The sequence below is a fragment of the Achromobacter semiaridum genome, assembly GCF_053543755.1.
Genome location: NZ_JBLVOL010000007.1, coordinates 26,672 through 48,026, shown reverse-complemented (window position 1 = coordinate 48,026; position 21,355 = coordinate 26,672). Strand labels below are relative to the sequence as shown.

The following is a 21,355-nucleotide window of genomic DNA, read 5'->3' as shown; positions in this document are numbered from 1 at the left end:
CGGGGCGTAATGATCGATCTGATGCGTGGTAGAAACCGCGCGGCCTCTGCGGACCGTCGCGGCAACGTCAGGGCGGCGGCTCAGCCCGCCGCGAAGCGATAGCCCGCCAATTCGCGGTCATCAATCTGCTTGACCAGGTTGGTCTCCCACGACAGGTATTGCCGCGCCGCTGCCTTGTTGCCGTCGTGGCGGTCGTGCACAAAGAACAGATAGTCGATGCACTCGCTATCGGCTGGCCGGTCGGGCGTGGATTCCTGCGGGATGCCAGCCGCGGACCAGCTCGCTGGCGTACCGGTGTTCACCTTGATGTCGGTGACGCCCATTGCCCGCAGGTCCTTGGCGGCCCATGCGGCCAGCGCCGCGTCCTCGGCCAGCAGGATGACGGGTTGGTCGGGGTGCAGCGCCACGCGGTCCAGACGCGGCCGAATGGACCAACGCGCCCCCGCGATGTGCCCGGCGCGATAGCGCATGCCCGGGCGGATGTCGATGGCTTGTGCACCGCCGCGCAATGCCGCCGCAAGTTCCTCGTCGGACAACATCGAAACAGCCGGCGTGTCCGCCAGCGGTGCAACGGGGTCAAGCACGGCGCGAGTGCCCTCTTTCAACACGCACGCGTCCCAACCCATCTGCCGCAACCAGCTTGCCGTCACGGGCGCGCGCACGCCTTCCGCGTCAAACACGACGATACGCGCGCCGCGCACGGCCAGGTACTGGTCGGTGGCCTGCACCAGTTGGCCGCCGGGCGCATGCTGCGCGCCGGGCAGCGACCCTTGCGCGAACTCTTCCGCGCTGCGCACGTCGCACAGGAAGGTCGTGCGCGTCTTGTCGCGCAACCATTGCTGCACGGTGGCGGCATCCACGATCGGCACGCCGTGGCGCGCGGCCAGCCGCGATGAACGTTCGGCAAGCGCAGGCAGGGCGTCGGGTTCGATTCCGTCGTCGTAGCGGCGCCGCGCGCCGTGTTCCAGTTGCAGGTCTTCCAGATACCAACCTTGCGTGCCGTTTTCCAGCGCATAGACGGGGTTGGGCACGCCCAGGTTGATCAACGTCTGTGCGCCGATGATGCTGCGGGTACGGCCCGCGCAATTGATCACGATCGTGGTTTTTGGATCCTTCACCAGCGTATGCACGCGCAGCGCCAGTTCACCGTTGGGGCAGCAGATGCCGCCCGGAATGCTCATCTTCTGGTATTCGGCATAAGGCCGACCGTCCAGCACGATCAGATCATCGCCGCGCTGTTGGCGCGCAGCCAATTCCCGCGCGCCGATACGGGGGGTGTGGAAAACTTCTTCAGCCAGCTCGCCGAAGGTTTTGCTGGGCACGTTCACGCCGGCAAAGGCGGCGTAACCGTCGCGCTGCCACTGCGCGATGCCGCCGGCAAGCCGATGCACCTGCCGATAACCCAGGTCGCCCAGCGCGCGGGCGGCGCGCCCGGCCGTCTGATCCTCGCCGCCCTCGTCGTACACCACCACCCGCGCATTGCGTCGGGGGGCCAGACGCACGATGTCCACTTCAAGCCGGCTGTATGGCACCGGTGCGGCGTAAAAAAGGTGCGATTCACCATACTGGCCGTGTTCGCGCACGTCCAGCAAGGCAATTTCCTGCCCATCGTGCAGCCATTGCTTAAGCGTGTGCGCGTCGATGTCGGCGGCGGGGGAAGCGGAAGTTGCGTGCATCATGGAATTCAAAGGGTACGAGAAATTTGGGTCATGGCGGACAGCCCTTGTTCAAGGTCGCCGATCAGGTCTACGGGGTCTTCAAGGCCGATATGCAGGCGCAACATGGCGCCGCGCGGCGTTGCGTCGGGCAGCGCACGCGTGTCCAGCCGCACGGGAATCACCAGGCTTTCAAAGCCGCCCCACGACGCGCCGATACCGAACAGGTTCAGGTTGTCGATCAGGCAGTCGGCATCCGCCGTGGTGTACGCGCCATCCAGTTCAATCGTCAGCAGCCCGTTGGCGCCGGTGCAGTCGCGGCGCCAGATCGCATGCGAGGGGTCGCCAGGCAGCGCCGGACACAGCACGCGCGTTATTTCGGGGCGGCCTTCAAGCCAGGCGGCAACCCGCGCCGCATTCGCCGCGTGTTGGGCCATGCGCAACGGCAAGGAGCGCATGCCGCGCAGTACCAGGAAGGCGTCATCCGCGCCCACGGTCTGGCCGAAGTCGATATTGGCGCGTTCCAACGCGCGCCAGGCCCGCGCATTCGTGACCACGGCGCCCATCATCACGTCGGCGTGGCCGCCCAGGTACTTGGTCGCCGCCATCACGGAAATATCCGCGCCCAAGGTCAGCGGTTTGTATATCAACCCCGACGCCCACGTGTTATCCACAGCCAGCCAGCAATCGTGTTTTTTTGCAGCTGTGGATAAGTCGCGTAGGTCCGGCATGTCGTAAGTCAGCGAGCCCGGCGCCTCGGCGTAAATCATGCGCGTGTTCGGTCGGATCAGTGTTTGGACACCCACGCCATCGGGCCGATAGAACGTGAACTCAATGCCCAGCCGGGTCAGGTGCTCGACGCAGAAGCGGCGCACGGGTTCATAGACGGCGTCGGTGACCAATACGTGATCGCCCGAGCGCAAAAACGCCAGCAGCACCATCGCAATGGCCGCCTGGCCGGTGGGATACAGCGCGGCGCGGTGGCCCTGCTCCAGTTCAACCAGTGCGTCTTCCAGCGCGTGCGTGCTGTCGGTGCCGCGCGCGCCATAGGATGGCAAGCGCTCTTGTTCGCGGCGCGTGCGCGTGTCGCGCCACGCGGCAACGCTGTCGAACACGTACGTGCTGGCGCGCGTCACGGGGGTGTTGACCCACCCCCGATGCGGGCGCCCGGCACGCAACAGCCGCGTTGCCGACTGGTAGGGCTTTTTCATGATCAGCGGCGCGTCTTCACGCCAATCGGCATGATCTTGCACGTGCCCGCTTCCAGGTCGAAGCCCAGGCGCTGGTCCAGGGTTTCCAGCGCGCGGCCGTACATGTGCAGGTGGCGGATGACGCTGTCGCCCTGGATTTCCACGGCGTGGATATCGTCGGGCATCAACGCAATGCCGGCCCCAGGCCCCACCACCACGGTGCCCGTCTTTTCCAGGCGGCCCACGCCCGGCTCGGAGCCGTCATCCAGGCGGTCATAGACGTAGTTGTATTCCACCCCTTCCACGGCCGCGATACAGGCCCAGGTGGTGTGGTTGTGCGGCACGATCTTGTTGCCCGGGCGCATGACGTTCAGGTACAGCGCGTAGCTTTTGTCGTCGTCTTCGGCGATCAGGTAGCGCGCTTGCCGTTCGCCGTCCTCGGGCGGCGCGTACCGTTCACCCGTCCACCAGTCGGTGTGGGCGGCCAGGCCGATCAACTCTTGCAGGACCGCGTCAAGGCTGTCTCGATTCAGGCCCTTATTTCCTACAGTTTTTTTAATATTTTGAATAGCGGCATCAATGCCGGCCTGATGTGGATGTGCGTTGCTCACGTTGCGTTTCCCTCTTGGTGCATGTGTTATTGCGATAACTGTATCGCCGTGAATCGGCATCAACAATTTAAATTGCCTTAACATTTCATTAGCATCGCTAATACGTAGAGGGGAGATATGCGCAATCTGGATCTGGACCTGCTTCGCACGCTGACGGCTATCGCGCAGCACAGCACTTTCTCCGAGGCGGCTAGCCGGCTGCACAAGACGCAGTCGGCCATCACGCAGCAGATGCAGCGACTGGAATCCACCATCGGGCTGCCGTTGTTTGAAAAGCAGGGGCGCAACAAGGTGCTGTCGTCCCATGGACGGCGCCTGGTGGAGTACGCACGCCACATGCTGGCCATCAACGATGAGGCCCTGCGCGCGTTGCAGGACGGGCCGCTGGAAGGCGACCTGCGCCTGGGCGCGCCGCTGGATGTGGCGGACACCATCCTGCCGACGCTGTTGACGCACATCGCGCGGTCGGCGCCGCGCGTGAAACTGGAGATCCGGGTGGATCGCAGCCCATTCCTGATGGACGCGCTGCGCGCCGGCGAAATCGACCTGACGATCTCCACGCGGTTTGACCAGGACTTTGAAGGCGTTGCGCTGCGCACGTCGCCAACGGTGTGGTTGGCGTCAGCCGACTATGTGCATGACCCGCACGCGCCCGTCCCGCTGGTGCTGGCCGACGAGCCCAGCATTTTTCGCCGTTTGGCCTTGAACGCGCTGGAACAGGCGCGCGTACGCTGGCATACCAACTATGTGGCGCCGAATCTGGTGGGGATCAAGGCGGCGTTACGTGCCGGCCTGGGCGTGACGGCACGCAGCGTAGAGCTGTTAGGGCCCGAAATGCGCGTGCTGGGCGAAAAGGAAGGCTTGCCACCCTTGCCGGACGTGACCTATTTCCTGTGGATAAGGCGCGACTTGATCAATCCGCTGACGCGGCAGGTCTACGACATGTTGCGCAGCAACCTCGGCTTGGCGCAGCAGCCCGACGCGGCGGCGCAACCGCCCCGCGCGTCGTAGCCGGCACGCGTTTAGTAGCGGTCGAAGATGGTCTGGATCTGCGCCGTGTCGCGCGTGACGGACAAGGCCAGCATCAGCAGGATGCGCGCCTTTTGCGGGTTCAGGTCGCGCGCGGCGATGAAGCCCAGCCGGCCATCGTCCAATTCGACATCGCGGGCCACGAAACCGCTGCCGGTACGGCTGGACCGCACCACCGCCACGCCGTCGGCCACGGCACGACCCAGCGCATCGATGGCCAGGTCCGTGGCATTGCCATCGCCCACGCCGGCCAGCACGATGCCATCGGCGGCTTGCGCAAGAAAGTCGATCACGTCGCCTTGCATATCGGCATGGGCGTAAACCACGTCCACGCGGGGCCAACCGGCCTTTTCCAGCAATGCGAGTGTAAACTCGCTTTGTGCGGAATGGGCGGTGGTGTTGCGAGAATAAAAGCACGGCTCGCCGCCATGCATCACGCCAGCGCGGCCACGGTTGGGCGACGCAAAGGCGCACAATCCCGCGCTGGCGGTCTTCTGGATTTCACGCGCGTAATGCACGTCTTCGTTCATGACGACCAGCGGCCCACGGCCGCGAGCATCGGGGTGACGCGCCAGCGCCACCGCGTTGTAGAGATTGGCCGGACCCTCGGCGCCCAGGGCCGTCGCCGGGCGCATCGCGCCGACCAGCACCACGGGCTTGTCATGTTGATTGACCAGGCTGAGGAAGTACGCCGTCTCTTCAAGCGTATCGGTGCCGTGCGTAATGACGATGCCGGCCACCGAGGCATCCTGGCAAAGCGTATCAACGCGCGCGGCCAAGGCATGCCAGACCCCATGCGTCATGTTCTGGCTGCCTACGTTGGCGATTTGTTCCGCGCGGATATCCGCAATGCGGGCCAGCTGCGGCACGGCGCCCAGCAGGTCATTGACCGAAAACGATCCCGCCTTGTAACCCGCCGACGTCGCGTCGGATTGAGCGCCCGCAATGGTGCCGCCCGTGGCCAATACGGCAATGACCGGCAACGCGTGCTCAGGCATCCACGACTCCGGACAAGCCCTGGCGTTCAAGCAACGAATTCAGGTGTTCCCAACCATGGAAGTCGATGACGATCTGCCCTTTTTCCTTGGCGCCCACCTTCAATGCAACGCGCGTGCCCAAATGGTCGGACAACGCTTCTTCAAGACGCGTCAGATCGCGCGAGGCGCCGTTGGCCTTTTTGCGCGGCGACGAGGCAGACTCGGCATCCTTGGCGGTCTTGGCAACCAGCTTTTCGGCTTCGCGCACCGACAGACGACGCGCGATGATCTGGTTGGCCAACTGGATCTGCGTCGCCGCATCCACCGCCAGCAGCGCACGCGCGTGGCCCATGTCTACGTCGCCGGCCAGCAGCATCGTCTGCACCGGAGCCGCCAGGTTCAACAGACGCAGCAGGTTGCTGGTGGCCGATCGCGAACGCCCAATTGCCTGCGCGGCCTGCTCGTGCGTAAGACCGAATTCGTCCAGCAGCCGGCGCACGCCGTGCGCCTCTTCAAGCGGATTCAGGTCTTCGCGCTGGATGTTTTCGATCAGCGCCATGACGGCCGCGTTCTCGTCGGCCACTTCGCGCACCAGCACGGGCACTTCCTTCAAGCCGGCCAGCTGCGCAGCGCGAAAACGGCGTTCGCCCGCGATGATCTCGTAATGGCCAGGCGCCGACTCGCCCAGCCCGCGTACCAGGATGGGCTGCATGATGCCTTGCGTGCGGATCGATTCGGCCAACTCACCCAGGGCGCCCTCGTCCATGCGCGTGCGCGGCTGATACTTGCCGGCGCGCATCTTCGAGATGGGCAAGGTGGATGGCGGACCCTCGGGCTTGGCCGCGACAGCCTTGCCGATGTTGTCGATCGCTGGCGCGTCCGCGCCAAGCAAGGCGTCCAGTCCGCGACCCAATCCCTTGGGTTTCTTGGTGGCCATAGTTAAATCCTCTTTCCTTCTGTTTTTGTATCCTGGGCCGAAGCTCAGGCGTGCCGCTGCTCGGCGGGCAAGCGGTACCAATACGCGTAACAGTCTTTGAAGCCGTAGCGGCCATACAGGGCGCGCGCGGCGGTATTTTCCGGCTCGACTTGAAGATATGCCGTGGTGGCGCCGCCGGAGGCGCCCTGGCTCAATAAGTGATCCATCAAGGCATCGGCATAGCCTTTACGCCGTTGCCCGGGATCGGTGACGATGTCGAACAGGCCCACCAACTCGTCGTCGCGGACCGCCAGGCCCGCGGCAACGCATTGCCCGGCGGCATCGAAAGCCAGCACGGGCAGCTTATCCACAGCGAGTCCTTGCAGCCGCGCCTGATGTTCGCCGATGTGCTCGGGCGTAGACCCACGCATGGCGCCGACCGCTTGCGCGAAGCGTTCGGTGTTGACGTTCCTGAAAGACAGGCCGCCCCGGGCGCTGAGTCTGGGGGCGAGCGACATGCTCATGACTCGGGTCTCACCGGTGTAGGTATAGCCTCGGGCCTCCAGCTCGGCGTCCAGCGAAAAATCGGGGCCGATGGAGGTAATGCGCAGCACCATGGGCAAGCCCTGGCGCGCATACAACGAAGAACAATACGCCAGCCGCTCGTCCAGCGGACGTGTGGATAACCCCAGCACGTTCACGCTGCGCACGCGTTTGGCGGGCGACGCTGCAAAACGCACGAGCCAGCCGTCATAGAGCAGCTGCGCACGCACCGCCGTGGCGTTCAACGCGGCCTCTTCCAGGCGCACGCGCAGGCGGTCGCGCTCGTCGGCGGGAGGCCGGCGAAACGTGGGCGATGCGGGGCAAGAAAAGAGCGCGGTGACGGACATGGCGAAAGGCTTAATCCAAGTCCTTTCTGACGCGCTCGATCATTTCGGCGCCGAACGAGATATAGGCTTGCGCGCCGCGTGACGCTCGGTCATACACCACGCCCGGCATGCCGTAACTAGGTGCTTCTGCCAGGCGGACGTTGCGAGGCACGACCGTCTTGAACACCTTGTCGCCAAAGTGCGCTTCAAGTTGCGCGGACACTTGCTGTTGCAACGTCATACGCGGATCGAACATGACGCGCAGCAATCCGATTACGCGCAGGTCATCGTTGATGTTGCGGTGAACGCGCTTGATGGTGTTGACCAGGTCGGACAAGCCTTCAAGGGCGAAGTATTCGCACTGCATCGGGATGATGACGCCGTGCGCCGCGGCCAGGCCGTTAAGCGTCAGCAGCGACAACGTGGGCGGGCAATCGATCAACACGAAATCGTACTGGCCCGAGACGGTGTCGATCGCCCTCTTCAACTGGCGTTCGCGCTCTTCCATTTGGACCAGGTCGATCTCGGCGCCGGAAAGCTCGCGATTGGCCGGCAGCACGTCATAGCCGCCAGATTCCGACTTCACGCGGGCCTGTTCAATGGTGGCCTCACCGATCAGCACCTGGTACAGATTCGATTCCAGCGCGTTCTTGTCGATGCCACTGCCCATCGTGGCATTGCCTTGCGGGTCCAGGTCCACCAGCAGCACGCGTTGGTTGTGCGTGGCAAGGCCCGCCGCCAGATTGATGGCGGTCGTCGTCTTGCCCACACCGCCCTTTTGGTTGGCGATGCAGAAGACGCGGGCGGCTGTGCTGGGGGGTAAGTTCTTCATAGGGTTCCTTGACTGCGTCCTTCGCCGCGCCCGTCATTGCGGCGCATCCAGATCAGGCAGCGTTCTGCTTGCAGCTCCGGCACGCGAAGCGGCTGAATGTGATCGACCTGCCAATCCCCGCGCGCGTGCAGCGCAAGAATTTCTTCTTCGGGGACCTTGCCCTTCATCGCGACGAGGGTACCATCGTTGCGCACGTGGCGACCTGCAAGCTGCGCAAAATCGTCCAGGGAAGCGAAGGCCCGCGAGGTCACGATGTGACACTCGGCGGGCTCCAGCGTTTCGATACGGGCGTGCAGCGCGTGCAGGTTCGGCAGGCTTAGTGCGCCGCTCATCTGACGCACGAATGCGGTTTTCTTTTCAACGGCGTCGATGCAGGTCACGGACCACGCGGGCTGCATGATGGCCAGAACGACGCCTGGCAGGCCGCCGCCGGATCCCACGTCGTAGACCTTGGCCGATATGCCCGCGTCGTCCAGCGCCTTGTGGAATGGCGCCACAGCCGACAAGCTATCGAACAGATGCTGAATCAACATCTGCTGCGGATCGCGGATGGCGGTAAGGTTGTACGTGCGGTTCCAGCGCTGCATCTGCGCCATGTAGTTCAGCAGCTTGGCTTGCTGGTCCGCATTGGCATGCAGCCCCAACTGCTCGCACGCACGAGAGAGGCGGCCGGCCATGTCAGCGCCGGCCTGATCGGTGTGGGCGGTCATGCGGCTTGCTTGCGCGAGCCGTAGTGCAGGCGCTTCAGGTGAATAAGCAGCAGCGAGATCGCGGCCGGGGTCACGCCCGAGATACGCGCGGCCTGGCCGACGGTTTCGGGGCGATGCGTCTTGAGCTTCTGGCGCACTTCGAACGACAGGCTGGTCACGGCGTCGTAGTCGACGTCCGCCGGAATGGGCTGGAGCTCGTGCGAGATCTGCTTTTGCACTTCGTCCTGCTGCCGCGCGATATAGCCGGCGTACTTCACCTGAATCTCAACCTGTTCGGCCAGAACGTCGTCGGCGACCACGCCGGGCCCGGCCAACAGCGACCCGTCAACATTCTGCACAGCCATCAATGCTTCATAGGAAACATTCGGACGCTTCAACAGGTCCGCTAGTGAGTACTCACGTTCAATCGCCTTGCCCAGCAACGGTTCGGCAATCTCGACCGGCATCACTCGCGGGTTTACCCACGAGGACTTTAACCGTTCCACTTCCGCCGCCACAGCGTCCCGCTTGCGGTTGAAGGCGTCCCAGCGCGCATCGTCAACAATACCCAGCTGACGGCCAATTTCGGTCAGGCGCAGGTCGGCGTTGTCTTCGCGCAGGCTTAAGCGGTATTCGGCACGCGAGGTGAACATGCGATAGGGCTCGGTCACGCCGCGTGTCACCAAGTCATCCACCAGCACACCCAGATAGGCTTCGTCGCGACGCGGTGTCCATTGATCACGGCCCAGGGCAAGCAGCCCGGCATTGACGCCGGCCAGCAATCCTTGCGCGGCCGCCTCTTCGTATCCGGTCGTACCGTTGATCTGTCCCGCAAAGAAAAGACCGCCAATCGCTTTGGTCTCAAGCGTGCTTTTCAATCCACGTGGATCAAAGTAGTCGTATTCGATCGCGTAGCCGGGACGCATGATGTGCGCATTTTCCAGACCGCGAAGAGAATGGATCAGGTCCAGCTGCACATCGAAAGGCAAGCTGGTGGAAACGCCATTGGGATAGACCTCGTGCGTGTCCAGCCCCTCGGGTTCCAGGAAGACCTGATGCGATTCCTTGTCGGCGAAACGATGAATCTTGTCTTCGATGGACGGGCAATACCGGGGACCCACCCCTTCGATCACGCCGCTGTACATCGGCGAACGGTCCAGGCCGCCACGGATGATGTCGTGGGTGCGGGCGTTGGTATGCGTGATCCAACACGGCAGCTGCCGGGGGTGCATGGACACATTGCCCATGTAAGAAAACACGGGGATCGGGTTCAGATCGCCCGGCTGCTCTTCCAGGATGCTGGTGTTGATGGTCCGCCCGTCGATGCGTGGAGGCGTGCCCGTCTTCAGGCGCCCCTGCGGCAGCTTCAGTTCTTTCAGGCGTTGCCCCAGGGAATTGGCGGGAGGATCACCCGCCCGACCGCCCGAATAGTTTTGCAGCCCCACGTGAATCAGGCCGTTCAGAAAGGTACCGGCCGTCAGGACAACGGTCTTTGCGCGAAACTTCAGGCCGACCTGCGTCACAGCGCCAACCACACGATCCCCTTCCACCATCAGGTCTTCTACCGCTTGCTGGAACAGCCACAGATTGGGCTGATTTTCCAGACGGCCACGGATCGCTTGACGGTATAGGACTCGGTCGGCCTGGGCGCGCGTGGCGCGCACAGCCGGCCCCTTCGAGCCGTTAAGAATGCGGAACTGGATCCCCGCCTCGTCCGTGGCCAAAGCCATCGCGCCACCGAGGGCGTCGACTTCTTTAACCAGATGGCCCTTGCCAATCCCGCCAATGGAGGGATTGCAAGACATTTGGCCTAGGGTTTCGATGTTGTGCGTCAACAGCAACGTGCGCGCGCCAGCGCGGGCAGCAGCCAGTGCCGCTTCAGTGCCGGCGTGGCCGCCACCGACGACGATGACATCGAATTCGCGGGGATAGTCCATGATGGGGAGGAAAGATAAGAAGGCGTTCGGTGCTCATTATAGAGGCAGCGATTGCATGTTTCACGTGAAACATTCGGGCACCCACGCCAAGCCGGCTATCGCGGGCCGAGCGTTGGGTAATGACGACGAGGGTCGGCCAAGATCGACGAATATGTCGGCAGGTGCCGGCGTCCCGCTCGATGTTCCACGTGGAACATTTCACAGAAACGGGCTCAGCAAGCCGGGAAGTTGGCGAAGCGTCGGCGTACCTCATGCCTGGGTAGGGACGCTGTCGAGCAGCCTTTTTTCATCGGATGTTTCACGTGAAACAACGTTGACGCGCATATTTCGAATGAAACATTACGCAATCGTGCCGTCGCCAAAAAACGCAGCGCGCCTTGCATTGTTCCACGTGAAACATAGGCGCTATACAGATATGTCCGCCAGTCGGCGGCTGAGCGATGTTTCACGTGAAACACCGACCGGCACTGGGACGCTGCTTAGCGCCACCATGGCCAATCGCAAAACTAGCAAAGTATTGTTCCACGTGAAACGGCTGCCCCGAAGGACGAGGGCACGTCATGAACAGAAAACGCAGTGTTTCACGTGGAACATTCCAAGGCCTACACCCCCGCAAACTCGCGTTCAGGACATCTCATCAACTCGATTCCGCTCCACGCGCGAAAAAATGGACGTGTATCCCGACGCACGCGCCACCGCGTTCTTCATAAAAAAAAGGGGTTTTTTCCACCCTACCCTACCCCTTACCCAAAACAACACATCTTTTTTGGCATTGGGCACCGCCCACTTCGCCAAGGGGCTGCGGGCAAGGTCGGGGCCAAACCTTGCTATACAGCAAAAATCAGGCCCAAGAAGTCTCGGTTCTAGCGCAAGCACGGCAGGGGTAAAGGTGAATGTCGTGCTGCAAGCCGAGACCGAGATCCGTTAGACACGCTAGCGCGAAACTCTCTACAGGAAGTGCCCCGCCGGACGGCCGCGAACGGCACCCAAGGTTATGCACGCGATGCTGTGGATAAGCCCCTATCCATTCTCTAAACGCGAACATCCGACTTATCAACAAATAGCCGGCCGACCATTCAATAAACGACAGCGAATTCACGTGGAACAACTCTGGGGATAACTTCGCGGAGCACAGAAAATCCCCCTCCGTCGCGCCGTCGAAATTAGCCAGTTCTCGACGTCGGCAGCCAACTTGCCGGTTGGACAATCAAGGCGGGCTTCATAGGAGAACCGGCTTCAAACCGAAGGAAATCCTCTCAACCCGCAAGAGCTGCCCGACATCCTTCTAAATCGGGACAACCGCTATTTTTCACGTGGACAACTTTGTGGATAAGGTTCCAAGGCACACACATTACCGCCCACCAGTTCTGCCAAACTTTTAATCTGAAGCGATCGCCATTAACGGGAACTAGATCCCTATCGGCAAGTCAAATTGCGACGAAAACGGATGCGCGGTTTATCCACAAACTTGTGCAGACTTAGCGTTTTTGTCACGCGTATTTTCCGCAGGCAGCGACCCGCAATTATTGATTGCACAAGTATCTTGCCCGGCGCTACCGCGCCGCGCCATCATCCATTTGGACGAGAGGCTAGCGGTTTCATGTGAACCCTGTGGAAAACTCGCAGGGTGGATCGCGCCGCTCGAGTACCTATACGCGCGATCCAATCAGCTGGGGACTGGAAACGCCGGCCGGATTCACAACCAGAATGACAATCGCGCCGGCTTCAAGCGATATCGAAAGGGCCGGTCGGGTTTCATATCCCCAAAGCTATCCACAGGCAGCGCAGTCTATTTTTGGCATTTTCGGCCAACAACCTGTGCATAACCGGGATGGGGATATCTTTGTGAACAACCGCGCCGAAATGAAAAAAAGGCCGGCAGAAACGGCCGCTAAACCGTTCGCCAGCGGCAAACCTGCTCTGCCGACAAGCACGCTGAAAAGCCGCGCTGCGGTCCTCTTCCCCTGGGAAAACGCCCTTTTCCCTTGCTCGCGTGCAAGTATCACACCGCCGTTCCCGCCGCGCTTGGCGAGGCTGATCACGTAAATGGCGAAAATACAAAATCTGTGCAAAACCCCGTATATACCAAGCCGTGTGCTTCATTAATGAGCATCCAAACCTTGATGCTCAAAAATAATTATCCACAGAGTTATCCAAGGCTTGAGAACAAGTTAGTGACCACTAACGCAGTGTGCCAAAATCCTAAACCCAGCGCGTGTAATGCGCGGCACGCCCAAATGAAACAACGCCCCAGATCCGGAGATCTTGGGGCGTTGTAGCCAGGTTTGGACCTGGCAGACGGGAAAAGGGATTTCCCGATTTAGAGCGGGCGAATTTCGGCCGCTTGAGGTCCTTTCGGACCATCCTTAACTTCGAATTCGACTTCCTGGCCTTCGTTCAGGCTGCGATAGCCGCGGCCCTGGATGGCGGAAAAGTGTGCGAAAACTTCGGTTCCGCCAGCATCCGGGGTGATGAAACCATAACCCTTGTCAGCGTTGAACCACTTAACTTTGCCCTTCTGAGCCATTTTCTCTAGCGTCCTGTAATTAACTTGAAATGCAATGAATCAAGGGGGACGCCGTGAGAACTGAACGACCGGTATAAAACCCTGCGTTGCTGCTGTGTTCTCGCTCGTCGCCAAGCAACAGAACGAGTCCGCGCGCTGCTTGAATCAACTGCGGAATCAGCATACTCATCCGGCATTGGCGACTCATATTGTTGTTTACCCCAATGTCGCTTTTTTCAGACTCGGCCGAAGAACCGCAGCGCGGAATTAGCCTTGCCGCCGAGCCAGAATCGCGTAGATCGGCCCCGTCACCATCACCACGAAAACCATGCGCGTAACGTGAAACGCCGTCACCACCGGCACGCCCAATTGCAGCACCTTGGCGGTGATGGCCATCTCGGCGATACCGCCCGGTGTCGTCCCTAATATCAGCGTCGGAGCCGGGGCCGCCGACCAATACGAGAGCAGTGCGCCCAGGCCAAAAGCCAGCGCCAGGGCGCCCAACGTGAAGGCAGCCACCACCGCGATGAAACGCGGCGCCGCGCGAAAGAAATCCGGGCGGTAACGGTCCCCCAGCGACCAGCCGATCAGCAGCTGCCCAGCCTTGGGCACGTAGTCGGGCAGCGCCGACAGCTCAATGCTGAAAACCGTCAACAGCATTGCCACCAGCATGGGTCCCAGCACCCACGGATTCGGCAAGCGCAGCTTCATGAAAGCCAGCCCGCCCATGCACGTCAACAGCACCAGTGCGGCCAGGCCCGCAACGTCCACCGTTGTGGGCCCCGGCACCGTCGGATCCAGGCCCGCCACGCCCCACCACTGGAAAATAAACGGCACCGTTATCACCACCAGCAGGACGCGCACGCTGTGGGCCGTGGCCACTCGGTCGATGCGCGCGCCGTGGCGTTCCGCCAGGCTGGCCATCTCGCTGGCTCCGCCGATGGCCGAAGAAAACCACGCGGTCTTGAAGTCGGCGTCCGTATAACGACGAAGCATCGCAGTGCCCATGAACGCCAGCGCCAGCGCGAACATCATGCCGACGATGATGGGGCCGGCATTGCCGCCGATGTGTTCCACCACCTGCGGCGTGAAATACAAACCCAACGACGTCCCGATCACCCACTGGCCGCCATTGCGTGCGGGTCGTGGGCAGGCGGTGCCCACACCCGAGATGCGCGTTGCCGCCGTCAGCAGCAAGGCGCCCAACATCCACGGCAGGGGCATATGCGCCCACACCGCCAACAGCGCGCCCATCAACGCAATCAAAAATCCGGCCGTCACCCTCAACAACATGTTTTGCCGCACCATTCCATCTACCTTCATCGCTTTCGCTCATCGCGAAAAAAACGAATTATGAGTTAGTGGGATACTTACGAAAACTCTCTTCGCCCATCGCGCATTCCTTCGCATCCACCATGATCCGATCCAAACTTCCCGACGTTGGCACCACCATCTTCACCGTCATGAGCCGCCTGGCCATCGAGCACAAGGCCATCAACCTGGGCCAGGGCTTTCCCGACTTCGATCCCGATCCGGCACTGTGCGCCCTGGTCACACAGGCCATGGCGAACGGGCATAACCAGTATCCGTACATGCCCGGCGTGGCGCAGCTGCGCGAAGCCATCGCGGCAAAGGCCCAGGCCCTGTATGGCCACGCCTACGATCCGGAAACCGAGATCACGGTGACCAGCGGCGCCACGGAAGCCTTGATGGCCACGGTGCTGGCCGCCGTTGGCAGCGGCGACGAAGTGGTGGTCATCGAACCCTGCTATGACTCGTACCTGCCCGCGATCCGCCTGGCCGGCGGCACAGCCGTCCCGGTGCCGTTGCGCGCGCCCACCGAAGCCGATCCCTACTACCGCATCGATTGGCAGCGCGTGCGTGACGCCATCACGTCCAAGACGCGCCTGTTGATGCTGAACTTCCCGCACAACCCCACAGGCGCCGTGCTGGATGACAGCGACCTGGACGCACTGGAAGCCATCGTCCGAGACACCGGCGTGCTGCTGGTCTCTGACGAGGTCTATGAACACATCGTGTTCGACGGCAAGCCGCACGCCAGCGTGGCGCGTCGTCCGCTGCTGGCCGCACACGCTTTCGTGATTTCTTCTTTCGGCAAGACGTATCACACCACCGGCTGGAAAATCGGCTACTGCTGCGCGCCCCGCCAACTCAGCGCCGAATTGCGCAAGGTGCATCAGTTCATGGTGTTCACGGTGCCCTCGCCAATGCAATTCGCGCTGGCCGAGTTCATGCGGGATGCCAAGCCTTATCTGGATCTGCCGGCGTTCTACCAAGCCAAGCGCGATCGTTTGTCGGAAGGTCTGGCCAAGACCCGGTTCCGGCCGCTGCCCAGCCCGGGCACGTTCTTTTTGCTTGCAGACTACAGCCAGATTTCCAAGCAGAACGAAGCCGACTTCGCCCGCGACCTGACCGTCAGCCACGGCGTGACCGTGATTCCCGTTTCGGCTTTCTATCGGCAACCCGACGCAGCCGAATCCAACCACCGTATCGTCCGCTTCTGCTTTGCGAAAAAGGACGCGACCTTGGATGCCGCTTTGGAACGATTGGCGCAGGTCTAGCCAGAGGCAGGACCCAGACCACAACACCTGAATATGAGTGATCGCTCATATTTATAAATCGAACAACAGGGGCGCCAGCGAGCGCCCCTGTTGCATGCATCAAGCCGCGTTCGCCGCTGCTTTTCGCGCACGCCGTACGCGGCGTAGTATCTGGGGCACCACCACGACCGCCGCCGCCGCCACCCACATCGATACCGATACGGGGCTGGCGAACAACACGCGCACATCGCCGTCGGTCATCGACAAGGCGCGGCGCAGGTTCTGTTCCATCATGTTGCCCAGCACGACGCCCAACACCAGCGGCGCCATCGGCACGCCGAACTTGCGCAGGAAATATCCCAGCGCGCCGATGCCCGCCACCAGCAGCAGGTCGAATGTGCCGGCATTGATGGCATAGACGCCGATATAGCTGATGCACAAAATGCCCGGCACCATCAGCCAGCCCGGCACCGACAGCACTTTCGAGAACAGCCGCACCAGCGGCACGTTCATGATGAACAACAGCACGTTGGCCACGAACAACGACGCGATCAAGCCCCACACCAGTTCGGGCTTGGTGTCGAACAGCACCGGCCCGGGCGTGATGTTGTAGAGCGTCAGCGCCCCCATCATGACCGCCGTCGTGCCCGAACCGGGCACGCCCAGCGTCAACATCGGCACAAAGGAACCGATCGCCGATGCCGTGGCCGCCGCTTCCGGCGCGACCAGGCCGCGCATGTCGCCCTTGCCGAACTTGGCGTCGGGGTCCTTCGCTTCGATGATGCGCTTCTCCTGCGAATACGCGACCGCCGCAGCCACGCTGGCACCCGCCCCCGGCAATACCCCCACGCCAAAGCCCACCAGTGCACTGCGCACCACGCTCCACCACGTAAATGCCAGCTCTTTCAGATTGAAAATCTTGCGCCCGCTGGGCGTGACCTCGACGCTATGCCCGGCCATCACCTTTTCCAGCATCTCCAGCATTTCGCTGACGGCAAACAGCGCGATCACGACGACCACGAAATCAATACCGTCAGCCAGGTGCACGGATTCAAACGTGTAGCGATACACACCCGAGTTCGCATCCACGCCCACCACCGAAATCGACAAGCCGATCATCGCGGCCAGCACGCCTTTGACGGGTTGCTTTCCCAACAGGCTGGTCAGGCAGCAGAAGGCGAATATCATCAACACGAAGTACTCGGCCGGCCCGAACGCCAACGCCCATCTGGCCAACAACGGCGCCAGCAGGATGATGCCCACCACCGACACGATGGCGCCAAAAAACGCCGACCATGCCGACAGCGACAACGCCACGTTGGCCATGCCCTGCCGCGCCAGCGGGTAACCATCAAGCGTGGTCATGATGGCGCTGGCCTCGCCGGGCACGTTAAGCAAAATTGCCGTGATACGGCCGCCGTACTCGGCGCCCACGTACACCGCGGCCAACAGGATCAAGGCGGTTTCCGGCGGCAGGTTCATCGCGAATGCAATGGGGATCAGCATCGCCACGCCGTTGACGGGCCCCAGGCCAGGCAGCACGCCCACCAGCGTGCCGATAAACGAACCGATCATGGCAACCAGAATGTTGGTCAGCGAAAACGCAACGCCAAAACCGATCGAAAGATGATCAAGAATGCCGTTCATAGCAGGGTCTCCAGCAAGCCGCCCGGCAGGACGACGTCCAGCACTTTGTCGAACAGCACGAAAAAGAGAAGGCTCATGACGATGCCGCCGATGGCGCACTTGATCCAGCCGCCGGCGAACAGCCGACCGACGAAGATCGTCATCAAGCTTGTCGCAACGATGAATCCCAGCCACTGGAACAGGAAGGCGTAGGCCACGGTAAACGCCATCATCAGCGCGATGCGTCCGTTGGCCCCGGGCGGGTTCGCTTCAACAGGGTGGCCACCCTTGTAGACCAGCCACAGGCCGCATAGTCCGATGATGGCCGCCACCAACAAGGGAAAGGCGCGCGGGCCGACAGGTTCGTAGGCGAATGGGGCTTCGATGCCCCATCCGGCCGATGTCATGAAGGCGGCCAGCGCCAGTGCGCCGATGCCCAGGATTCGATCGTTCATGATCCACTTTCCGTTGTGAATGAACGCGCGGACGCGGCCGCCCCCGCGCGCCAGCGAAAAAAAAGGGGTGGCGCGAGGGCGCCGGCGAGGCGCGATCGATGGGTAGGCCTTGCGGCCGGCTTACTTCTTGATCAGGCCGAACGAATCCGCCAGTTCGCCATAGACCTTGACCTGGCTCTTGACGTAGGCGTCCAGGTCGGGTCCGGTCTTGTTGAACGGAAACAGGCCCTGTTGCTGGCGCAGCTTGTCGAATTCAGGCGAGGCAATCGCCTTGTTGAAGGCGTTGACCCAGAACTGGTAGTCGCTGTCGGACACCTTTGGACCCACGTAGAAGCCGCGGATGATGGGCCAGACGATGTCGTAGCCCTGTTCCTTGGCCGTGGGCACCGTGCCCAGCTTGCCGGGCAGGCGCTGGTCGTTGAACACGGCCAGCACGCGGATCGGCGCGCCGCCTTCCAACATGGTGAACGCTTCGGCCGCATCGCCCATGTACGCCTGGATATGCCCGCCGCGCAGCGCGGTGACCGCTTCGCCGCCGCCTTCGAATGCCACGAAGCGCATTTTCTTGAAGTCCACACCCGCCGCCTTGGCGGTCAATGCCGCCTTCATCCAGTCCTGGCTGCCCACCGTACCGCCGGCGCCCAGCACGATCTTGGTGGGGTCCTGCTTGAACGCGTCCATCAAGCTTTTCAGGTCGGTATACGGGGAATCGTTGCGCACCACCGCCACGCCGTAGTCCGTGCCGATTGCCGCCAGCCAGCGCACGTCGTCGACGTTGTACTTGCCGAACTTGCCCTGCGCCAGGTTCAGCAGCGACCCACCCGAGAACGCGACGATGGTGCCGGGTTCATTAGGATGCTGCGCCACGATGTTGTTGTAGGCCACCGCGCCGATGCCGCCCGGCATGTAGACGATGCGCATCGTGTTCTTGATAGCACCGCTTTGCTTCAAGCCCTCGGTCGCCAGGCGGCAGGTCAGGTCGAAGCCGCCGCCGGGCTGAGCCGGTGCGATGCATTCGGGGCGGCGTGGCTCGTCGGCGGCGTGGGCGGCGCCCAGGGACAAGGTCATCACGCCAAGTGCCGCCACGGCGGCCAGGCGCAGCTTCAGGCTGGTCTGCATTTGTCTCTTCTCCAGGTTTTATAGGTCTAGGTATGGCTGATGCCGCCAGGCCGGCGATGCCTTGCCTGCATGGGCCCAGCGAACCCTACCGTACAAAATCGAAGCTTTCCAAACCCTTTCAATTCCGGCCGATTTCGTGACGCGGCGCAGCATCCGGATCGCCGTTGCGCGCAAGCGCCAGGGAAAACACCAGGGCCGCCCGCAAGCCGGGCGAGGGGGCGCGGTTTTCCAGCACGAGGCAGGCGCCCAGATTCCCGGCAATGGTGCCGACAATGGCCAGGCCCAGGCCGGCCCCCGAGGTGTTCTTGCCCGCCGCCCCACGGCGAAAGCGCACGCAAGCCCGCTCGATGTCTTCGGTGGACATCCCGGGGCCGTCGTCTTCAACGGCCAGATGCGCCTGGTTCCCCTCCACCCGCACCGTGACGGTGACCTCGCCCGCCGGCCGCGCGTAGCGGATGGCGTTATCGACCAGGTTCGTGATGGCCTCACGCAGCAGCCAATCCGCGCCGTTGACGCACACCGGCCGGATTTCCGCTTCCAATCCGATGTCCAGCTGGCGCGCCCGCGCGGCGGGCAACAGGCTACGGATGACGGCATCGGCAAGTTCAACCAGATCCACCGGCCCGGCCGCAAAACCGTTTTCGGCCAGGGGAGCGTCCTTAGCGCGCGCCAGCGCGAGCATTTGGTTGGTGGTGCGCACGGCCCTGTCCAAGCCCTCCTGCATCGCCAGAAGGGCTGTACGGACCTCCTGGGGGTCTGTTTCGCGCAGGGCATAGGCGGTTTGGGTGCGCAAAACCGACAAGGGCGTGCGCAATTGATGCGAGGCATCGTCCAGGAACTGGCTCTGCACCCTCGCCTGGGCCGCAAAACGGGCCATGTGGAGGTTTACAGCCGAAACCAGGGGCAGGACCTCACCTGGCATCTCGGATGCGCTGACGGGGCTTAAATCGTCTCCAGAACGCCCTTCCACCTCCTGCCTTAGTCGAACCAAGGGGCGCAGCGCCATGAAAACCCCCAGGATGATGACGAACACGCTGATCAGGATCACGGCCAGGTCTCGTTCCACCGAGCGCAACAGCACTTGGTGCATAAACGCCTGGCGGCCTTCCAGCCCCTCGGCAACCTGCACGATTACCCGTCCCCCCTTGTTTGCATACAGGGGCGGGTCCATCGGCCGCGCTAGCGCGGCGACGCGCACGGGGGCGCCCTGGTAGGTCGCGTAAAAAAAACGCGGTTCGCCCGATTCCAGCGGCTGCTCGGGCAACGGCAAGCCGGGATGCCCGATTTCGGCCAGCCCGTCCTCTGTTGCGACCCGATAGAAAACGCTGCCATTGGCCGTCAGCTCAAAAAATTCAAGCATCAGGTAGGGCTGTTCCATGGCTAATCCACCGCTGGCTGTGGATATGTTGTGGTCGATCGCGCGAAGCGCGCCAGCCAGCGACCGGTCATAGGCAATGTCGACCTGGTTGCGCAGTTGATGGTTGGACAGCCACAGCGCGCCCATCATCACCAGCACCAAGGTGGGGATAAGCCACCAGAGCAACTGCGTTTTCAGCGTGCGATTACGTTTTTTTCCCGCGAAAAAACCCGTTTTTTTCGGACTTCTAGTTGTCAACAAGGTTCTCCAGGCAGTAGCCCATGCCGCGCATGGTCACGATCTGCACACCGGTATCCGCCAATTTCTTGCGCAAGCGGTGCACCAGCACCTCGATGGCTTCCAGGTTGATGTCCGCATCGTCCGTGACGATGCGGTCAAGAATTTGCTGCTTGTTGATGGGCTCGCCACTTTTCTGAATCAACACCCGAAGTACGGCATGTTCACGTGGGGATAACTGCAAAGTCTGTCCCGAGACCATGAATTTTTGAGCCGCAGTCTCAAAAACCAGGTTTCCCAGAGACAGACGCGGATGTTCGCGTCCCCGGCTGCGCCGAATCAGTGCGATCAAACGCGCTTCCAACTCTTCCACAACAAACGGTTTCGGCAGGAAATCGTCTGCACCCAGGTGCAGCGTTCCAATTTTTTCGGCCAAGGAATCGCGCGCGGTCAAGACCAACACCGGCGTTCGATCGTCTCGCGCGCGAATTTTTGCCAACAGAACATGGCCGTCCATCCCGGGAAGACCCAGATCCAGGATGACGGCATCGAATTCTTCGATTGCCAACCGTCTTTCGGCGATCAATCCGTTGTCAGCCCATTCGACAACAAAGCCCGCGTGTCGGGCCAGGCTTCTTGACAGCCAGCGAGCAAGTTCGGCTTCGTCTTCTATCAGAAGGATGCGCATGGACGGAGTCCGGGGGGGAGTGGCTGGGCGGAATGGGAAAGCATGTTTGGCTTTTCCTTTATTTCTCTTTATATAAAGACTAATGATTAATAAGGCCTGTG

19 protein-coding genes are annotated in these 21,355 nt (G+C 62.0%); 3 read left to right on the top strand and 16 right to left on the bottom strand.

Annotated elements, in window-relative coordinates:
• Nucleotides 1-80: 80 nt before the first annotated feature.
• From ACNPP0_RS02000 to ACNPP0_RS01990, 3 genes are read right to left on the bottom strand one after another with little or no spacing between them, the layout of a single operon-like run.
• Nucleotides 81-1,676, bottom strand: coding sequence for a rhodanese-like domain-containing protein (locus tag ACNPP0_RS02000; RefSeq protein ID WP_448704875.1), 1,596 nt, complete (start codon nt 1,674-1,676; stop codon nt 81-83).
• An 8-nt stretch (nt 1,677-1,684) separates the two neighbouring features.
• Nucleotides 1,685-2,866 (bottom strand): cystathionine beta-lyase, encoded by a 1,182-nt coding sequence (metC, locus tag ACNPP0_RS01995; protein ID WP_332610241.1) that lies wholly within the window; start codon nt 2,864-2,866, stop codon nt 1,685-1,687.
• A 2-nt stretch (nt 2,867-2,868) separates the two neighbouring features.
• Nucleotides 2,869-3,456, bottom strand: a complete 588-nt coding sequence (locus ACNPP0_RS01990; protein ID WP_448704870.1) for a cysteine dioxygenase family protein — start codon at nt 3,454-3,456, stop codon at nt 2,869-2,871.
• Nucleotides 3,457-3,573: 117 nt separating this feature from the next.
• Here ACNPP0_RS01990 and ACNPP0_RS01985 point away from each other — a divergent pair, with 117 nt between their 5' ends.
• Nucleotides 3,574-4,467 carry a LysR substrate-binding domain-containing protein gene (locus ACNPP0_RS01985; RefSeq protein ID WP_332609345.1) on the top strand — a complete coding sequence of 298 codons (894 nt, stop codon included), beginning with the start codon at nt 3,574-3,576 and terminating at the stop codon, nt 4,465-4,467.
• Between the two features lie 11 nt (nt 4,468-4,478).
• Here ACNPP0_RS01985 and ACNPP0_RS01980 read toward each other — a convergent pair whose 3' ends face one another.
• From ACNPP0_RS01980 to mnmG, 6 genes are read right to left on the bottom strand one after another with little or no spacing between them, the layout of a single operon-like run.
• The gene (locus ACNPP0_RS01980) at nt 4,479-5,483 is read right to left on the bottom strand and encodes an asparaginase (protein WP_448704869.1); all 1,005 of its coding nucleotides are present in this window, start codon (nt 5,481-5,483) and stop codon (nt 4,479-4,481) included.
• A complete protein-coding gene (locus ACNPP0_RS01975; protein WP_332609341.1) occupies nt 5,476-6,399 on the bottom strand; it encodes a ParB/RepB/Spo0J family partition protein in 924 nt (307 codons plus the stop codon). The genes ACNPP0_RS01980 and ACNPP0_RS01975 overlap by 8 nt, the downstream gene beginning before the upstream one ends.
• A 44-nt stretch (nt 6,400-6,443) precedes the next feature.
• Nucleotides 6,444-7,268, bottom strand: a complete 825-nt coding sequence (locus tag ACNPP0_RS01970) for a GNAT family N-acetyltransferase (protein WP_448704868.1) — start codon at nt 7,266-7,268, stop codon at nt 6,444-6,446.
• Between the two features lie 10 nt (nt 7,269-7,278).
• Nucleotides 7,279-8,079 carry a ParA family protein gene (locus ACNPP0_RS01965; RefSeq protein ID WP_046806063.1) on the bottom strand — a complete coding sequence of 267 codons (801 nt, stop codon included), beginning with the start codon at nt 8,077-8,079 and terminating at the stop codon, nt 7,279-7,281.
• Complete coding sequence (rsmG, locus tag ACNPP0_RS01960) at nt 8,076-8,789, bottom strand: 16S rRNA (guanine(527)-N(7))-methyltransferase RsmG (RefSeq protein ID WP_448704867.1); 714 nt, start codon at nt 8,787-8,789, stop codon at nt 8,076-8,078. Before rsmG ends, ACNPP0_RS01965 begins: the two co-directional genes overlap by 4 nt.
• Entirely contained in the window at nt 8,786-10,705 is a 1,920-nt protein-coding gene (gene mnmG / locus ACNPP0_RS01955) for a tRNA uridine-5-carboxymethylaminomethyl(34) synthesis enzyme MnmG (protein WP_448704866.1), read from the bottom strand. The genes rsmG and mnmG overlap by 4 nt, the downstream gene beginning before the upstream one ends.
• A 1,611-nt stretch (nt 10,706-12,316) precedes the next feature.
• Between mnmG and ACNPP0_RS01950 the strand changes: the two genes are divergently transcribed.
• Nucleotides 12,317-12,751, top strand: coding sequence for a hypothetical protein (locus ACNPP0_RS01950; protein ID WP_448704865.1), 435 nt, complete (start codon nt 12,317-12,319; stop codon nt 12,749-12,751).
• Between the two features lie 274 nt (nt 12,752-13,025).
• On the opposite strand, the gene ACNPP0_RS01945 is transcribed toward ACNPP0_RS01950, so the two are convergent.
• Together ACNPP0_RS01945 and ACNPP0_RS01940 are read right to left on the bottom strand one after the other, a co-directional pair.
• Complete coding sequence (locus ACNPP0_RS01945; protein WP_094809336.1) at nt 13,026-13,232, bottom strand: cold-shock protein; 207 nt, start codon at nt 13,230-13,232, stop codon at nt 13,026-13,028.
• A 246-nt stretch (nt 13,233-13,478) separates the two neighbouring features.
• The gene (locus tag ACNPP0_RS01940; RefSeq protein WP_448704864.1) at nt 13,479-14,534 is read right to left on the bottom strand and encodes an AbrB family protein; all 1,056 of its coding nucleotides are present in this window, start codon (nt 14,532-14,534) and stop codon (nt 13,479-13,481) included.
• Nucleotides 14,535-14,626: 92 nt separating this feature from the next.
• Between ACNPP0_RS01940 and ACNPP0_RS01935 the strand changes: the two genes are divergently transcribed.
• Nucleotides 14,627-15,793, top strand: coding sequence for a pyridoxal phosphate-dependent aminotransferase (locus ACNPP0_RS01935; protein ID WP_448704863.1), 1,167 nt, complete (start codon nt 14,627-14,629; stop codon nt 15,791-15,793).
• A 99-nt stretch (nt 15,794-15,892) separates the two neighbouring features.
• On the opposite strand, the gene ACNPP0_RS01930 is transcribed toward ACNPP0_RS01935, so the two are convergent.
• From ACNPP0_RS01930 to ACNPP0_RS01910, 5 genes are all read right to left on the bottom strand, one after another.
• Nucleotides 15,893-17,419 (bottom strand): tripartite tricarboxylate transporter permease, encoded by a 1,527-nt coding sequence (locus ACNPP0_RS01930; RefSeq protein WP_332609319.1) that lies wholly within the window; start codon nt 17,417-17,419, stop codon nt 15,893-15,895.
• Complete coding sequence (locus ACNPP0_RS01925) at nt 17,416-17,853, bottom strand: tripartite tricarboxylate transporter TctB family protein (protein WP_332609317.1); 438 nt, start codon at nt 17,851-17,853, stop codon at nt 17,416-17,418. Before ACNPP0_RS01925 ends, ACNPP0_RS01930 begins: the two co-directional genes overlap by 4 nt.
• A 120-nt stretch (nt 17,854-17,973) precedes the next feature.
• Entirely contained in the window at nt 17,974-18,921 is a 948-nt protein-coding gene (locus ACNPP0_RS01920; RefSeq protein WP_448704874.1) for a Bug family tripartite tricarboxylate transporter substrate binding protein, read from the bottom strand.
• A 169-nt stretch (nt 18,922-19,090) separates the two neighbouring features.
• Complete coding sequence (locus ACNPP0_RS01915; RefSeq protein WP_448704862.1) at nt 19,091-20,587, bottom strand: sensor histidine kinase; 1,497 nt, start codon at nt 20,585-20,587, stop codon at nt 19,091-19,093.
• A complete protein-coding gene (locus tag ACNPP0_RS01910) occupies nt 20,577-21,254 on the bottom strand; it encodes a response regulator (RefSeq protein ID WP_332609315.1) in 678 nt (225 codons plus the stop codon). Before ACNPP0_RS01910 ends, ACNPP0_RS01915 begins: the two co-directional genes overlap by 11 nt.
• Nucleotides 21,255-21,355 lie beyond the last annotated feature (101 nt).

Coding starts and splice junctions, on each gene's coding strand:
- metC (WP_332610241.1), bottom strand. CDS start 2,866: ATGAAAAAGCCCTACCAGTCGGCAACGCGGCTGTTGCGTGCCGGGCGC.
- ACNPP0_RS01980 (WP_448704869.1), bottom strand. CDS start 5,483: ATGCCTGAGCACGCGTTGCCGGTCATTGCCGTATTGGCCACGGGCGGC.
- ACNPP0_RS01935 (WP_448704863.1), top strand. CDS start 14,627: ATGATCCGATCCAAACTTCCCGACGTTGGCACCACCATCTTCACCGTC.
- ACNPP0_RS01945 (WP_094809336.1), bottom strand. CDS start 13,232: ATGGCTCAGAAGGGCAAAGTTAAGTGGTTCAACGCTGACAAGGGTTAT.
- ACNPP0_RS01970 (WP_448704868.1), bottom strand. CDS start 7,268: ATGTCCGTCACCGCGCTCTTTTCTTGCCCCGCATCGCCCACGTTTCGC.
- ACNPP0_RS01910 (WP_332609315.1), bottom strand. CDS start 21,254: ATGCGCATCCTTCTGATAGAAGACGAAGCCGAACTTGCTCGCTGGCTG.
- ACNPP0_RS01965 (WP_046806063.1), bottom strand. CDS start 8,079: ATGAAGAACTTACCCCCCAGCACAGCCGCCCGCGTCTTCTGCATCGCC.
- ACNPP0_RS01920 (WP_448704874.1), bottom strand. CDS start 18,921: ATGACCTTGTCCCTGGGCGCCGCCCACGCCGCCGACGAGCCACGCCGC.
- ACNPP0_RS01975 (WP_332609341.1), bottom strand. CDS start 6,399: ATGGCCACCAAGAAACCCAAGGGATTGGGTCGCGGACTGGACGCCTTG.
- ACNPP0_RS01930 (WP_332609319.1), bottom strand. CDS start 17,419: ATGAACGGCATTCTTGATCATCTTTCGATCGGTTTTGGCGTTGCGTTT.
- ACNPP0_RS01985 (WP_332609345.1), top strand. CDS start 3,574: ATGCGCAATCTGGATCTGGACCTGCTTCGCACGCTGACGGCTATCGCG.
- mnmG (WP_448704866.1), bottom strand. CDS start 10,705: ATGGACTATCCCCGCGAATTCGATGTCATCGTCGTCGGTGGCGGCCAC.
- rsmG (WP_448704867.1), bottom strand. CDS start 8,789: ATGACCGCCCACACCGATCAGGCCGGCGCTGACATGGCCGGCCGCCTC.
- ACNPP0_RS01925 (WP_332609317.1), bottom strand. CDS start 17,853: ATGAACGATCGAATCCTGGGCATCGGCGCACTGGCGCTGGCCGCCTTC.
- ACNPP0_RS01940 (WP_448704864.1), bottom strand. CDS start 14,534: ATGAAGGTAGATGGAATGGTGCGGCAAAACATGTTGTTGAGGGTGACG.
- ACNPP0_RS02000 (WP_448704875.1), bottom strand. CDS start 1,676: ATGCACGCAACTTCCGCTTCCCCCGCCGCCGACATCGACGCGCACACG.